This is a genomic window from Trebonia sp., from assembly GCF_030042015.1.
Classification (GTDB): Bacteria; Actinomycetota; Actinomycetes; order Streptosporangiales; family Streptosporangiaceae; genus Trebonia.
Window position 1 is genome coordinate 1 of record NZ_JASIAL010000284.1, and the last position, 13273, is coordinate 13273.

The window sequence follows — 13273 nt, forward strand, 5'->3', positions numbered from 1 at the left end:
AGCTCCGCGCCGGGACCGTCGGGCACAACGGGTTCAAGTCGGATTCCGGCATCGGGTTCGGCGGGTTCAAGCAGTCCGGCATCGGGCGCGAGGGCGGGCGCGAGGGACTGCTGCCCTTCCTGGAGTCCAAGACCGTGCTGCTCGACGGCCCCACGACCAGGTACGCGGACACGCAGCTGTAACGGGAGGCGTTTTCCGGCGCCGATCTCGTCGAGTAGCTGGGGGATGACGGTGAACAGGTCGCCGGCGATGCCGAGGTCGGCGATGTCGAAGATGGGGGCGTCGGGGTCTTTGTTGATGGCGATGATGGTTTTGGAGGTTTGCATGCCGGCCCGGTGCTGGATGGCGCCGGAGATGCCGGCGGCCAGGTAGAGCTGGGGGGAGACGGTTTTGCCGGTCTGGCCGACCTGGAACTGGTGGGGGTACCAGCCGGCGTCGGTGACCGCGCGGGAGGCGCCGACGGCGGCGCCGAGGGCGTCGGCGAGGTCCTCGATGATCTTAAAGCCCTCGGCGGAGCCGGTGCCGCGGCCGCCGGAGACGATGATCTGGGCTTCGGTCAGGTCCGGCCGCGCGCCCTTGTCCGCGACCACGTGCTCGATGATCCTGGCCGTCTTGGCGGCGCCGCTGGCGGCGAAGGTCACCGGGACGATCTCGGCCGGGCCGGGGGCGGGCTGGGCGGTGATCGCGTTCGGGCGGATGGCGATGATGGGGGTGCCCCTGGTGACGGTGGCGTGCACGGTGATCGCGCCGCCGAAGTTCGCCTGGACGGCGACCGGGGTCCCGTCCGGGCCGGCGGCCACGTCGACGGCGTCGGTGAGCACGCCGGAGTTCGTCTTGACCGCGAGCCGGCCCGCGATCTCCTTGCCCTCGGCGGTGCCGGCGATCAGCACCGCCGCGGGCGCCCTGTCCGCCACCAGCCGGGCGAGCAGCTCCGCCTTCGGGGCCACCGGGTACTCGCCGAACTCGGCGGAGCCGGCCACGTAGACGCGGGCGGCGCCGTACTCGGCCAGCCGTGCCCTTGCCTCGTCCGCGCCCGGCCCGGCCCACACCGCCGCGGGCTCGCCGAGCCGGGCCGCCGCGGTCAGCAGCTCGCAGGTGACCTTCCTGACCTCCCCGCCAGAGTGCTCCGCGAGCACCAGCACCTCAGCCATGTGTCCCCCTCCCCCTTCAGATGAACTTCCGCCCGGCCAGGAACGCGGCTATCCTCGCGCCGCCGTCCCCCTCGTCCCTGACCACCACCCCGGCCGCCCGCGGCGGGCGGGCCGCGAAGCCCGCTACCGCGGTCGCCGAGCCGCCCAGGCCGGCCAGGGCCGGGTCGATGCCCGCCCCGGCCAGGGACAGGGCCTGCACCGGCTTCTTCTTGGCCGCCATGATCCCCTTGAACGAGGGGTAGCGCGGCTCGTTGATCTTCTCCACCACGCTGACCACCGCCGGCAGCTGCCCGGCCACCACGTCATACCCCTCGTCCGACACCCGGCGGATCCTCACCGCGGTCCCGTCGATCTCGACCTTCGACGCCAGCGTCAGCTGCGCCACCCCCAGCCGCTCGGCCAGCATCGCCGGCAGCACCCCGGTCCGCGCGTCGGTCGACTCCGACCCGCAGATCACCAGGTCGAACCCGATCACCGCCAGCACCCGCGCCATCGCATACGAGGTGGCCAGCGCGTCCGATCCGGCCAGCGCCTCATCGGCCAGGTGCACCGCCCTGCCCGCCCCCATCGACAGCGCCTTGCGGACCGACTCCGCCGCCCTCGCCGGGCCCATCGACAACACCGTCACCTCACCCCCGTGCGCCTCCGCGATCCGCAGCCCCTCCTCGATCGCGTACTCATCCAGCTCATTGATCAGCCCGTCAACCGCAGCCCGGTCCAGCGTCCCATCCGGCCGCAGCGTCCGCTCCACCGCGGTATCCGGCACCTGCTTAACGCAGACGACGATGTTCATGGACAACGCTGCCCCTCCTCCGTGATGGACTTCCGTCAGAAATCTATGTTACTCGCTAGTAGCAAGTTTCCGCTCGGCTGCCTCGACGACGTTGGCCAGCAGCATCGCGCGGGTCATCGGGCCGACGCCGCCGGGCATCGGGGCGATCCATCCGGCGACTTCGGCCACGTCGGGAGCGACGTCCCCGACCAGGCCGGCCTCGGTGCGGGTGATGCCGACGTCGAGGACTGCCGCGCCGGGCCGCACCATCTCCGCGGTCAACAGCCCCGGCCGGCCGGCCGCGACGACGACGATGTCCGCGGCGCGCGTGTGCGCGGCGAGGTCCTTGGTGCCGGTGTGGCACAGCGTGACCGTGGCGTTCTCCGACCGCCGGGTGAGCAGCAGCCCGAGCGCCCGGCCCACCGTGATGCCGCGGCCCACGATCGTGACCTCGGCGCCGGCGATCTCCACCCCGTACTGGCGCAGCAGCACGACGATGCCGTGCGGTGTGCACGGCAGCGGGCCGTCCTCGCCGAGCACGAGCCTGCCCAGGTTGACCGGGTGCAGGCCGTCCGCGTCCTTGTCGGGATCCATCAGGTGCAGCACGCGCTTGTCGTCCAGCCCGGCGGGCAGCGGAAGCTGGACGATGTAGCCGGTGCACGCGGGGTCGGCGTTCAGCTCCGCGACCGCCTCTTCCACCTGCGCCTGGGTCGCGTCGGCCGGCAGGTCACGGCGGATCGACGCGATCCCGACCTGGGCGCAGTCCCGGTGCTTGCCGCCCACGTAGGCGTGGCTGCCCGGGTCGTCCCCGACGAGGATCGTGCCGAGCCCGGGCGTGATGCCGCGGGCGGCCAGTGCCGCGACCCGCTCCTTCAGGTCCGCGCGCACCTGCGCGGCCGTGGCCTTCCCGTCCAGAATCGACGCTGTCATATGGGCTCCTAGTGGTAGAAGTGCCGGACTCCGGTGAAGTACAGCGTCACGCCCGCGGCCTCGGCGGCGGCCACCACGCTGGCATCCCGGACGGAGCCGCCCGGCTCGGCGACCGCGCGGACACCCGCCTCCGCGAGTATCTCGAAACCGTCAGAAAACGGGAAGAACGCGTCAGACGCGGCCACAGATCCGGCCGCCCTGTTTCCGGCTCTGGCCACAGCCAGCCGCGCCGCGTCCACCCGGTTCACCTGGCCCATGCCCACGCCCACCGACGCGCCGCCGGAGGCGAGCAGGATCGCGTTCGACTTCACCGCGCGGCACGCGCGCCAGGCGAACGCCAGGTCGGCGAGCGTCGGGCTGTCGGCGGGGGCGCCCGCCGCCAGCTCCCAGCCCGCCGGGTCGTCGCCGGGGGCGTCGACCAGGTCGGCCGACTGCAGGAGGACGCCGCCGCTCACCTGCCGCCATTCGGTGTGCGCGGAACGGGCCGGCGGGGCGCAGCGCAGCAGCCGGACGTTCTTCCATTTCCCCGTCAGGATCTGCAGCGCCCCGGCCGCGAAGTCCGGGGCGATCACGACCTCGGCGAACCCGTCGATGACCTGGCCGGCCATCCGCGCGGTCACGGTCCCGTTGGCCGCGATCACGCCGCCGTACGCCGACACCGGGTCGCACGCGTACGCCTTGGCGTACGCGTCGGCGAGGTCCGCCCCGATCGCGATGCCGCACGGGTTGGAGTGCTTGATGATCGCCACGCACGGCTCGCCGAAGTCGAAGGCCGCGCGGCGCGCGGCATCGGCGTCGACGTAGTTGTTGTACGACATGGCCTTGCCGTGCAGGACTTCAGCATTGGCGATGCCAGAGTCGGCCGGGATCGTTCGGGAGAAATAAAGGGCCGATCGCTGGTGCGGGTTCTCCCCGTAGCGGAGGACATCTTTTCTTTCCCACACCGCGGCGGTGACATCTGGCCACCCGGTCTCCCGCGCGGTCTCGTCGGGGGCGTACGCGGAGGCGAACCAGGACGCGACCGCGGCGTCGTAGGCCGCCGTGTGCGCGAACGCCGCGGCGGCGAGGCGACGGCGCTCGCCGGCGGTGAAGCCGCCCGCGCCGAGCGCGTGCCGCGCCTGCGCGTACTGGATCGGGCTCGTGACGACCGCGACGCTGGCGTGGTTCTTGGCGGCGGCGCGGACCATCGCCGGGCCGCCGATGTCGATCTGCTCGATGACCTCGGCGTCCTTCGCGCCCGAGGCCACCGTCTGCCCGAACGGGTACAGGTTCGAGACGAGCAGCTGGAATGGCTCTATCCCGAGGTCCTTGAGCTGCTGCTCGTGCGCGGGGCTGGCCATGTCGGCGAGCAGGCCCGCGTGCACCCGCGGGTGCAGGGTCTTCACCCGCCCGTCCAGGCATTCAGGGAAGCCGGTGAGGTCCTCCACTGTCGTGACCGGAACTCCGGCCGCCTCGACGGCCCTGGCGGTCGTGCCGGTAGAGACGATCTCCACCTGGTACTCGTGCAGCGCGCGGGCCAGCTCGCCAAGACCGGCCTTGTCGTAGACGCTGATCAGCGCCCGCCTGATCGGGATCCGAGTCAACTGCCGATCCTTACCTTCCTGCCGGTCTCCCCGGTCACCGACCAGCCCTCGCGGGCCATCCTGCCCACCGTGTCGACGAGCAACGCGCGTTCGGCGACCTTGATGCGCTCGTGCAGCGCCGCCTCGTCATCGTCGTCGTTAACCGGGACGCAGGCCTGCGCGAGCACGGGGCCGGCGTCCACGCCCTCGTCCACGAGGAACACCGTGCAGCCGGTCACCTTGACCCCGTAGTCGAGGGCGTCCCGCACGCCGTGCATGCCAGGAAACGACGGTAGCAGCGCGGGATGCGTGTTCAGGCAGCGGCCCGCGAAGCGACCGAGGAACGCCTTGCCGACGAGCTTCATGAAACCCGCGCAGATGACCAGGTCAGGCAGGTGCTGCGCGCAGCGGGCCGCTAGCTCGCGATCCCAGGCCTCGCGCGAGGCGAAGTCCGCGACCTTGAGCACGAAGGCGGGGATGCCCGCCTCGCGGGCCCGGCGCAGTCCGCCGATGTCGTCGCGGTCGGCGCCCACCGCGACGACCGCCGCGCCGTAAGCGGGATCGGCGCAGGCGTCGATCAGCGCCTGCAGGTTCGTCCCTTCCCCGGAAACGAGCACGACGAGCCTGGCGTCCATGGCAGTCACCCTAATCCGTACTGCAAAATAGAGGCGATGGCCAGATTCACAGACCGGCAGCAGACTCCTCCCCGGCAGCCGATGTTCGCACCGCCCCGGGCGCGACCGCCGCGCGCCCCGGCGGACCCCGTGCTGCAGCAGCGCTCCTGGGCCGCGCTGTTGCTCGCCTTCATCAGCCTGTTCGGCATGATGATGATGACCGGCAACGTGCGGCGTGGCGTCGTCGTTGTCGCCGTGGCCCTCGCGATCGCCGCGATCGCCCTGTGGCTCTCGATCTCGGCCATGTCGCGGGCGCGGCGCGGCGGCAGCGGCCGTCCCCGCGGGGCGGTCCTCGCCACGATTCTCGGCGCGGTCGCCTGCGCGTTCAGCGGGCTGGTGCTGATCGGCTTCGCGATGTTCTGGCCGCAGCTGACGCAGTACTCCGCCTGCATGGCGGGCGCGAACACGGTGAGCGCGCAGCAGGCGTGCCAGCAGCAGCTGAACAACTCGGTCGGCTCCGAGGTCGGCATCCTCGGCGGCTGACGGGCCTCTCGTTCGCAGGGGGCTGTACCACACGTAACAATGGCCTTACCTGTCCACTTCGCACGCGCCGCCGGGTCGGGCCGCCGAGAGGCAATTGGGCCGTTGGCGCAGCTGGCCCGATACAGCCGGGCCGTTGGCGCAACTGGCCCAATCGGGGAGGTCGGGGTAGCGACCGGAGCGGGGGCTAGTCGCCCCGCTGGCCCGCCCAGGGGTCGTAGTAGATGCGGTGGCCGCCCGCGTCGTCGGTCTCGTCACGGGTTTGCGGGACGACGGCGGCCGGGGCCAGGCCGGCCCGCGCGTGCTGCCTGGCAGGGACGGCGAGCTTGCGGATGTGGTGCCGCAGCAGCAGCCAGTTGGCGGCACCCGCCACCACCGCGGCCGTCACGCCGACCTCCAGGACCGCGACCAGCGCGACCTCCGCGCCGGACGGCCCCACCGAGGCGAGCCGCCCCGCGCCGAGCGGGCCGCCGGAGAGCTTCGCGCCGAACCCGATGACAACTCCGGCGAGCGAGCCGGTGAGCAGCCCCCATAGCGGCGCCGCCTCCAGCGTGGGCGTCGGCGCGATCCGCACGGTCATCAGGCCGGCGAGCGCGCCGGCCAGGTACGGCGCGGCGAGCACGAAAAAGCCCAGCCAGGGCGGGAACGCTGCCTTCGTCCCGGCCGGGAGGGCGGCGAGCAGCGGAAACGCGGGAACCGCGCCGAGCGCCGACGCGGACGGCGCCACCCCCGTGCCGAGGCCGAAAGAGAATCCTGGCCCGAGCAGGTAGGCGATTGCCCAGATGACGGAGTTGGGCAGATAGCTGAGCCCGGCGATCAGCAGCAGCGCGGACCCGGCGGGTCCGGGCGACAGCGAGGTCACCGCCTGCCGGTAGGCGTGCAGGTGGACGGCCAGCGATGCCCCGGCCAGCAGCGCGCCGCAGGCGGTCAGCACCGCCAGCGCCGTCACCATGCCCAGGACGACCGAACGCGGCCGCGGCGGCAGCAGCGCGGCGAGCTTTCGCCAGGGCGCCAGGGCGCGCGCCGCGCCGAGCCCGCCGGCGAGGAGGGCGAGCAGGAAGCCGGCGATGACCGCCTGCCACAGCGAGGCCGACGCCGCCGGAGTCCGGCTCGCCACCGCGACGGCACCCGTGAACAGCGCGTAAGGCAACGCGATCGCCAGGGCCGCGTAGCCCACGTGCCGCAGCCGGGTCACGTGGCCCCCGTGCGTCATCCAGCGCCCGGCCCGCTCGAGCAGCACGCCGGGCAGCAGCACCAGGCCGAGCGGCAGCAGCCCGATCCGGCCGACCCCGCGAACCGTCACCTCGACGTGGTGCGCCACGAGCCACAGGACGCCGGCGGAGCGCAGCACGCCGGCCAGACCGCCGCCGAGCCCGACGTGCGGAGCGGTGATCCAGCCGACCGCGGTCAGCGTGACCAGCACCGCGAGCCCGCCCGCGGCGGCCGCGAGCGCGGCAGCGCCGCCCGCCATCAGCATCGGCCTGCCCGGGCCAACAGGCCAGGGAGCGATGGGGGGACGGGCAGTCCCCCCATGCGGGGGGCCTTCGGGGGGTTGGCCCCCGGGGGAGGCAGCGCCCCCCGGAGGCGGCACACCCTTCACAACGCCCATCCTGGCAACCGACGGGGCAAACGGCACGCAGCCACGCCGCGGCAGGGGACGGCGCCGTCAGCTGAGAGTGCGCTCACACGCCTGCCGTCTGCTCCCCTGGGCAGCGCCCGCCGCGGCGCAACGGCTACGCTGCTTGTGAACCCCGCTTCTCACGCGGCGGCAACCAGACGCAAAGCAACGGACCGAGATCGGACCCCCAGTGGACCTGTTTGAGTATCAGGCTAAGGAACTCTTTGCCGAGTACGGCGTTCCCGTGCCGAAAGACAAGGTCGCCGACACCGCCGAACAGGCGCGGGAAATCACCACCGCGTTCGCGGCCGAAGGCACCCCGCAAGTCGTAGTGAAGGCGCAGGTGAAAACCGGCGGGCGCGGAAAGGCCGGCGGGGTGAAGCTGGCCGACGGGCCGGCCGACGCCTACGAGAAGGCCGAGCGCATCATCGGCATGGACATCAAGGGTCACACCGTCCACAAGGTGCTGATCGCTGAGGCCACGGACATCAAGGCGGAGTACTACCTGTCGTTCCTGCTGGACAGGGCGAACCGGACGTTCATGTCGATCTGCTCGGTCGAGGGCGGTGTGGAGATCGAGGAGGTGGCGCACAGCAACCCGGACGCGATCGCCCGCATCCCGATCTCGCCGCTGTCCGGGGTGGACCACGCGAAGGCGCTGGAGATCATCGAGGCCGGGCGCATCCCTGAGGAGGCCGCGGAGCAGGCCGCCGTGCTCGCCGAACGGCTGTGGGCCATGTTCACCGACGAGGACGCGACCCTCGTCGAGGTGAACCCGATGGCGGCGACCCCGGACGGCCGGGTGCTCGCCCTTGACGGCAAGGTCACGCTCGACGACAACGCCGCCTTCCGCCAGGACCACGAGCGGTTCGCCGACGCCAGCTCGACCGACCCGATCGAGGCGCGGGCCAAGGCCAGGCACCTCAACTACGTGAAGCTCGACGGCCAGGTCGGCATCATCGGCAACGGCGCGGGGCTGGTGATGTCCACCCTCGACGTCGTGGCCTACGCCGGCGAGTCGTTCGGCGGGGTCCGCCCGGCGAACTTCCTTGACATCGGCGGCGGCGCGTCCGCCGAGGTGATGGCCAACGGCCTGGAGATCGTGCTGTCCGACCCGAGCGTCAGGGCCGTGTTCGTGAACGTCTTCGGCGGCATCACCGCGTGCGACGCGGTCGCCAACGGGATCGTGTCCGCGTTCGCCATGCTGGCCGAGCGCGGCGAGCCGGTCGACCGGCCGATCGTGGTCCGGCTGGACGGCAACAACGCGGCGGAGGGCAGGCGCATCCTGTCCGAGGCGAGCCTGCCGGGGGTCGAGCGGGTGGACACGATGGACGGCGCGGCGCGCCGCGCGGCCGAGCTGGCCGCCGCGAAGGGAGCATGAGGTGGCGATCTGGCTGACCGAGCAGAGCCGGGTGCTGATCCAGGGCATCACCGGCGCCGAAGGCCGTAAGCACGGCGCGCGGATGCTCGCCGCGGGCACTGCGGTGGTGGGCGGCACCAACCCGAAGAAGGCCGGACAGACGATTGAGCTGAACGGACAGTCAGTTCCCGTCTTCGGCACCGTGGCTGAGACGATGGCGGCGACCGGGGCGGATGTCTCCGTGGTGTTCGTCCCCGCCTCCGGCACCAAGGCGGCGGTCATCGAGGCGATCGAGGCGCGGATCCCGCTGTGCATCGTGATCACCGAGGGCATCCCCGTGCACGACACGGCCGAGTTCTGGGCGCGCGCGGTCGAGGCGGGCAACGCCACGCGGCTCGTCGGCCCGAACTGCCCGGGCATCGCCTCGCCGGGCAAGTCCAACGTGGGCATCATCCCGGCCGACATCACCAGCGAGGGCATGATCGGCCTGGTGTCCAAGTCCGGCACGCTGACCTACCAGATGATGTACGAGCTGCGGGACATCGGCTTCTCCACCGCGGTGGGCATCGGCGGCGACCCGGTGATCGGCACCACGCACATCGACTGCCTGCGGGCTTTCCAGGATGACCCGGAGACGGCGGCGATCGTGATGATCGGCGAGATCGGCGGGGACGCCGAGGAGCGGGCCGCGGCGTTCATCGAGCAGAACGTCACCAAGCCGGTCGTCGGCTACGTGGCCGGGTTCACCGCGCCTGAAGGCAAGACGATGGGGCACGCGGGCGCGATCATCTCGGGTTCCTCGGGCACCGCCCAGGCGAAGAAGGAGGCGCTTGAGAAGGCCGGCGTGCGCGTCGGCAAGACCCCCAGCGAGACGGCCGCGCTGATCCGCGAGGTGGTGCGCTCGGCCTAGCACCGCTCCCCCGCGCCGGTTACCTGGGCGCCGGATCGGGGTATTGCTGCCGGGGGGATTGGCAAGCAGCCGCACGTCCGCGACGCTGTCCGGCCGCGAGCGGCGACGGGGGAAGGGCAGACGATGAGCGGTCAATTCCGGCGTGCCCGCTGGCTGCTGGCAGGGGCGGCAGTGGCGGTCGCGGGCCTGCTGGCCACGGTCCTGCCGGCGGCGGCCGCGACCGGAGCGCGGACGGCGGCTCTGGGCGGGCCGGCGGTGCCGGTGCTGAACTGGCAGCCCTGCCCCGGCGAGGCCGGCTTCGAATGCGCGACCGCGCAGGTGCCCCTTGACTACCAGCAGCCGCACGGGCAGCTGATCACGCTCGCCGTGATCATGCACCCGGCGACCGATCCTTCCCGCCGGATCGGGTCGCTGTTCTATAACCCGGGTGGCCCGGCTGATGCCGGGACCACCGCCCTGCCGGTGGAGTACCCGCTGTTCCCTGCCGCGGTGCGGCAGCGGTTCGACATCATCAGCTGGGACCCGCGCGGCGTCGGCAACAGCACCGCGGTGCAATGCTTCCCCAGCCAGGCGGCCGAGGCTGACTTCTTCACCGACCTGCCCGCCGGGTTCCCTGTCGGGCCAGCCCAGCAGGCCACCTGGATCTCGCTGTTCACGCAGTTCGCCCAGCGCTGCGAGCAGGACAACGCCGCGCTGCTCGCGCACATCTCCACCGCCGACACGGCGCGTGACCTGGACCTGCTCCGCCAGGCGGTCGGCGACCCGGTGCTGAACTACCTCGGTGTCTCCTACGGCACCTACCTGGGCGCCACCTACGCCAACCTGTTCCCGAGCAAGGTCGGCGCGATGGTGCTTGACGGCAACGTCGATCCCATCGGCTGGACCACACCCAGGCAGGCAGACGGCATCCCGCTCAGCACCTCCCTGCGGATAAGGACCGAGCTCGGCGCGGCGGCGACCATGGGGCAGTTCCTGAGCCTGTGCGGGCAAGCCCCCACGACCGACTGCGCGTTCTCGGCCGGGACCGCCGCGGCCACCGAGGCGAAATACGCGCAGCTGCTTGACTACCTGCGTGTCCGCCCGGTGACCACCTCGATTCCGGCCTTCGGGAAGACGACCCCGGCGGCCCCCGCGACCACGTTCACCTACGCCTTCACCGTGTCGTTCATCACCCAGATCCTGCAAGTCGTCCAGCCGGTGCCCAACCTGGCCCCCGGCTGGGCATACGGCGCGTTCGTCCTGCAGACACTGTGGAACCTCGCCCGCACCGGCGGCGGCGAGGCGAAACCGGTCCAGCCTGCCCCTCCGACGGTCGCCCTTGAGCAGGCATATGCGATCTTGTGCGCGGACAGCCCCAACCCGGAGAACCCGGCCGACTACCGGGCCGAAGCCGACCTGGCCAGCGCCCAGGTCGGCCCCGTCGCCCAGTACATAGCGTGGCAGGACGAACCGTGCTCAGGATGGCAGGCCACCGACGCCGACGGCTACTTCGGCCCGTGGAACCAGCCCACCGCCCATACCCTGCTCCTGATCGGCAACAGCTACGACCCGAACACCCCGTATCAGGACTCCCTGATCATGGCCAGCCAGCTGGCCGACGCCAGGCTGCTGACCCTGGACGGCTACGGCCACACGGCCCTGAACAACCCGAGCACTTGCATCCAGGACTACGAGGCCAGCTACTTCATCAGCGGCACGCTGCCGCCCCCGGGAACCACCTGCCAGCCGGACCAGCAGCCCTTCAGCGCCGCCAGCCTCTGACCGCGCTAGGCGGCGCGGCGGGGGCCTAGCGCTTCGCGGACCCAGGCGACGATCTCGCTGGTCGGCGCGCCCGGCGTGAAGATCTTCGCGACGCCCATCGCGGTCAGCGCGGCGATGTCGGCGTCCGGGATGATCCCGCCACCGAACACCACGATGTCGGCGGCGCCCGCCTCGGTCAGCAGCTCGATGACGCGGGCGAACAGCGTCATGTGGGCGCCGGAGAGCACGGACAGGCCGACCGCGTCCACGTCCTCCTGGATGGCGGCCGCCACGATCTGCTCAGGGGTCTGGTGCAGCCCGGTGTAGATGACCTCCACGCCGGCGTCGCGCAGCGCGCGCGCCACGACTTTCGCCCCGCGGTCGTGGCCGTCAAGTCCGGCCTTGGCCACGATGACGCGGATCTTGCACGATGTGTCTGCCACAGTGCCTCCCCAACCAGGGTAGCGGCGCCGCCGACGGTCAGTACACGCAGGGAATGCCGTACGGGGCGTTTGGCGCGACGGTCACGCTGCCCCCGCTGGCCCCGTTGCTGTCGGCGGGGTTGAGCTCGGTGGCAGCCGGCGACGGCGAGCTGGCCGGGGTGGCGGTGGCCGTAGCCGAGCCGATCGACGTCGGCACCGAGGTCGCGTCGGTCCCGAGCAGCACCTCGACATGGCCGGCCGCGACCGTCGGGCTCGGGCTCGCGGTCACGCCGAGGAAGTACCCGGCGATGCGCTGCGCGCTCGCCGCGGCGCCGATGCCGTACAGCACCTCGGTCGTCGACTGCGTGGGGATGTTGCCGACCGCGCCCGCCTTGAAGCCGGCCGAGATCAGCGCCTGGGACAGGTCCGCGGCCAGGCCTGCGGTGTAGCCCCCGTTGTACACGTCCACGGCGGTGGCGCTTGGCGCCAGCGACGCGGCCTGCGTGGCCGCCTTGGCCGTGGCGGACTTGCGGGGGCTCGGCTTGGGCGCCGGCGGCGGGTAGAACGCGTTGTGCACCACCTGCTTGATGTAGCTCGTGTTCACCGTGTTCACGTCCTGGCCGTCGATGCTCGCGTACCCCGTGATCGGCAGCGTGGTGAACGTCATGTTGCTCCCCGACAGGCTCTTCATCTCGGAGAGGAAGTCCAGGATGTTCCAGCTGCGGTCGGTGATCAGGTACTGCCTGGCGATCGTGAGCAGCGAGCTCAGCTCGCCGAGGTCGGTGAGCACGCCCTGCGTCTTCAGCTTCCAGGTCACGTAGTCGATGACGGCCTGCTGGCGGTGGGTGCGGTCCAGGTCGCCGTTCGCGAGCGAGTCACGGTCCCGCACGAACGCCAGCGTCTGCGCGGCGTCCAGGTGCAGGTACTGGCTCCCGCCCTTGCTCAGGTTGTACCCGTCAGCGATGGCGTTCCAGCCGGAGTTGGAGTCGGTGAGGTTCTCGCCGCCGTCCTCCGGCTTCACGCACACCTCGACACCGCCGAAGACGTTGGCGAGCTCGTAGAACCCGTCCAGGTTGAGCTCGGCGAAGTGGTTGATTGTCACGCCGGTGAGCGCCTCGACCGTCTCTATCTCCGCCAGCCGTCCCGCCTCGTTCTCCTGGTAGGCGAGCTCGTCCTGGTTCAGGTGCGAGCCGACGAGGTTGTTCGCCGCGTTGGCCATGGCGAAGCCGTACGCCTGGTCGATCTTGCCCTGGGCCCCGCCGTAGCCGTCGGTGCCGACCATGTTGACCCAGTCGTCGCGCGGGATGGAAAAGCCGACGGCCTTCTGCCCGCCGGCGAAGATGTGGATGAGGATCAGCGTGTTGGTCGCGTTTCCGCCCTGGTCCCCGATGTCCATGATGTCCTCAAGGCCCCTGGGCAGCGGGTCCCCGTTCCAGTAGGTACGGCTTTCCAGCCCCATCAGCAGGATGTTCATCGCGCCGACCGACGGGCTGCCCGAGATCACGTTCGAGCCGCCGATGCCGTCGACCTGGCTCTTGACGTAGTAGGCGAAGCCGCTCACCACCATGACCAGCGAGGCGAGCACGCAGCCGAGCGCGTATCCGGTCTTGGCGGCGATCGCCCCGCCGTGCCCGCTGAACATCGCCATCTCCTC

At 71.6% G+C, this 13273-nt stretch carries 12 protein-coding genes and 1 pseudogene; 5 read left to right on the forward strand and 8 right to left on the reverse strand.

Annotated elements, in window-relative coordinates:
* Nucleotides 1–50 precede the first annotated feature (50 nt).
* A complete protein-coding gene (locus Q1N79_RS15235; RefSeq protein ID WP_300609636.1) occupies nucleotides 51–182 on the forward strand; it encodes an aldehyde dehydrogenase family protein in 132 nt (43 codons plus the stop codon).
* A gap of 9 nt (nucleotides 183–191) precedes the next feature.
* Here Q1N79_RS15235 and Q1N79_RS15240 read toward each other — a convergent pair.
* From Q1N79_RS15240 to purN, 5 genes and pseudogenes are all read right to left on the reverse strand, one after another.
* Nucleotides 192–1151, reverse strand: a pseudogene (locus Q1N79_RS15240) (electron transfer flavoprotein subunit alpha/FixB family protein); the annotation flags it as partial.
* Nucleotides 1152–1167: 16 nt separating this feature from the next.
* Entirely contained in the window at nucleotides 1168–1944 is a 777-nt protein-coding gene (locus Q1N79_RS15245; protein ID WP_300609615.1) for an electron transfer flavoprotein subunit beta/FixA family protein, read from the reverse strand.
* A 48-nt stretch (nucleotides 1945–1992) separates the two neighbouring features.
* Complete coding sequence (locus Q1N79_RS15250) at nucleotides 1993–2853, reverse strand: bifunctional methylenetetrahydrofolate dehydrogenase/methenyltetrahydrofolate cyclohydrolase (protein WP_300609617.1); 861 nt, start codon at nucleotides 2851–2853, stop codon at nucleotides 1993–1995.
* 8 nt (nucleotides 2854–2861) lie between these two features.
* Nucleotides 2862–4436: a bifunctional phosphoribosylaminoimidazolecarboxamide formyltransferase/IMP cyclohydrolase gene (gene purH, locus Q1N79_RS15255; protein WP_300609619.1), complete on the reverse strand. Its 1575-nt coding sequence runs from the start codon at nucleotides 4434–4436 to the stop codon at nucleotides 2862–2864.
* Nucleotides 4433–5050 (reverse strand): phosphoribosylglycinamide formyltransferase, encoded by a 618-nt coding sequence (purN, locus tag Q1N79_RS15260; protein WP_300609621.1) that lies wholly within the window; start codon nucleotides 5048–5050, stop codon nucleotides 4433–4435. Before purN ends, purH begins: the two co-directional genes overlap by 4 nt.
* A gap of 36 nt (nucleotides 5051–5086) precedes the next feature.
* Between purN and Q1N79_RS15265 the strand changes: the two genes are divergently transcribed.
* Nucleotides 5087–5572, forward strand: a complete 486-nt coding sequence (locus tag Q1N79_RS15265) for a hypothetical protein (RefSeq protein ID WP_300609623.1) — start codon at nucleotides 5087–5089, stop codon at nucleotides 5570–5572.
* A gap of 184 nt (nucleotides 5573–5756) precedes the next feature.
* Here the strand turns inward: Q1N79_RS15265 and Q1N79_RS15270 are convergent, their stop codons facing one another.
* Entirely contained in the window at nucleotides 5757–7040 is a 1284-nt protein-coding gene (locus Q1N79_RS15270) for a DUF6350 family protein (protein WP_300609625.1), read from the reverse strand.
* A 337-nt stretch (nucleotides 7041–7377) separates the two neighbouring features.
* Here Q1N79_RS15270 and sucC point away from each other — a divergent pair, with 337 nt between their 5' ends.
* The 3 genes from sucC to Q1N79_RS15285 all read left to right on the forward strand — a co-directional run bounded on the left by sucC (nucleotide 7378) and on the right by Q1N79_RS15285 (nucleotide 11218).
* The gene (sucC, locus tag Q1N79_RS15275) at nucleotides 7378–8568 is read left to right on the forward strand and encodes an ADP-forming succinate--CoA ligase subunit beta (RefSeq protein WP_300609627.1); all 1191 of its coding nucleotides are present in this window, start codon (nucleotides 7378–7380) and stop codon (nucleotides 8566–8568) included.
* A gap of 1 nt (nucleotide 8569) precedes the next feature.
* Nucleotides 8570–9457 (forward strand): succinate--CoA ligase subunit alpha, encoded by an 888-nt coding sequence (gene sucD, locus Q1N79_RS15280; RefSeq protein ID WP_300609629.1) that lies wholly within the window; start codon nucleotides 8570–8572, stop codon nucleotides 9455–9457.
* 123 nt (nucleotides 9458–9580) lie between these two features.
* Nucleotides 9581–11218 (forward strand): alpha/beta hydrolase, encoded by a 1638-nt coding sequence (locus Q1N79_RS15285; protein ID WP_300609631.1) that lies wholly within the window; start codon nucleotides 9581–9583, stop codon nucleotides 11216–11218.
* Nucleotides 11219–11223: 5 nt separating this feature from the next.
* On the opposite strand, the gene Q1N79_RS15290 is transcribed toward Q1N79_RS15285, so the two are convergent.
* Both Q1N79_RS15290 and Q1N79_RS15295 read right to left on the reverse strand, forming a co-directional pair.
* Nucleotides 11224–11640 (reverse strand): cobalamin B12-binding domain-containing protein, encoded by a 417-nt coding sequence (locus Q1N79_RS15290; RefSeq protein ID WP_300609632.1) that lies wholly within the window; start codon nucleotides 11638–11640, stop codon nucleotides 11224–11226.
* Between the two features lie 37 nt (nucleotides 11641–11677).
* Nucleotides 11678–13273, reverse strand: a 1596-nt coding sequence (locus tag Q1N79_RS15295; protein WP_300609634.1) for an LCP family protein, incomplete at its 5' end; no start/stop codon positions are given.

Coding starts and splice junctions, on each gene's coding strand:
- Q1N79_RS15245 (WP_300609615.1), bottom strand. CDS start 1,944: ATGAACATCGTCGTCTGCGTTAAGCAGGTGCCGGATACCGCGGTGGAG.
- Q1N79_RS15250 (WP_300609617.1), bottom strand. CDS start 2,853: ATGACAGCGTCGATTCTGGACGGGAAGGCCACGGCCGCGCAGGTGCGC.
- purN (WP_300609621.1), bottom strand. CDS start 5,050: ATGGACGCCAGGCTCGTCGTGCTCGTTTCCGGGGAAGGGACGAACCTG.
- Q1N79_RS15265 (WP_300609623.1), top strand. CDS start 5,087: ATGGCCAGATTCACAGACCGGCAGCAGACTCCTCCCCGGCAGCCGATG.
- Q1N79_RS15270 (WP_300609625.1), bottom strand. CDS start 7,040: ATGGCGGGCGGCGCTGCCGCGCTCGCGGCCGCCGCGGGCGGGCTCGCG.
- Q1N79_RS15285 (WP_300609631.1), top strand. CDS start 9,581: ATGAGCGGTCAATTCCGGCGTGCCCGCTGGCTGCTGGCAGGGGCGGCA.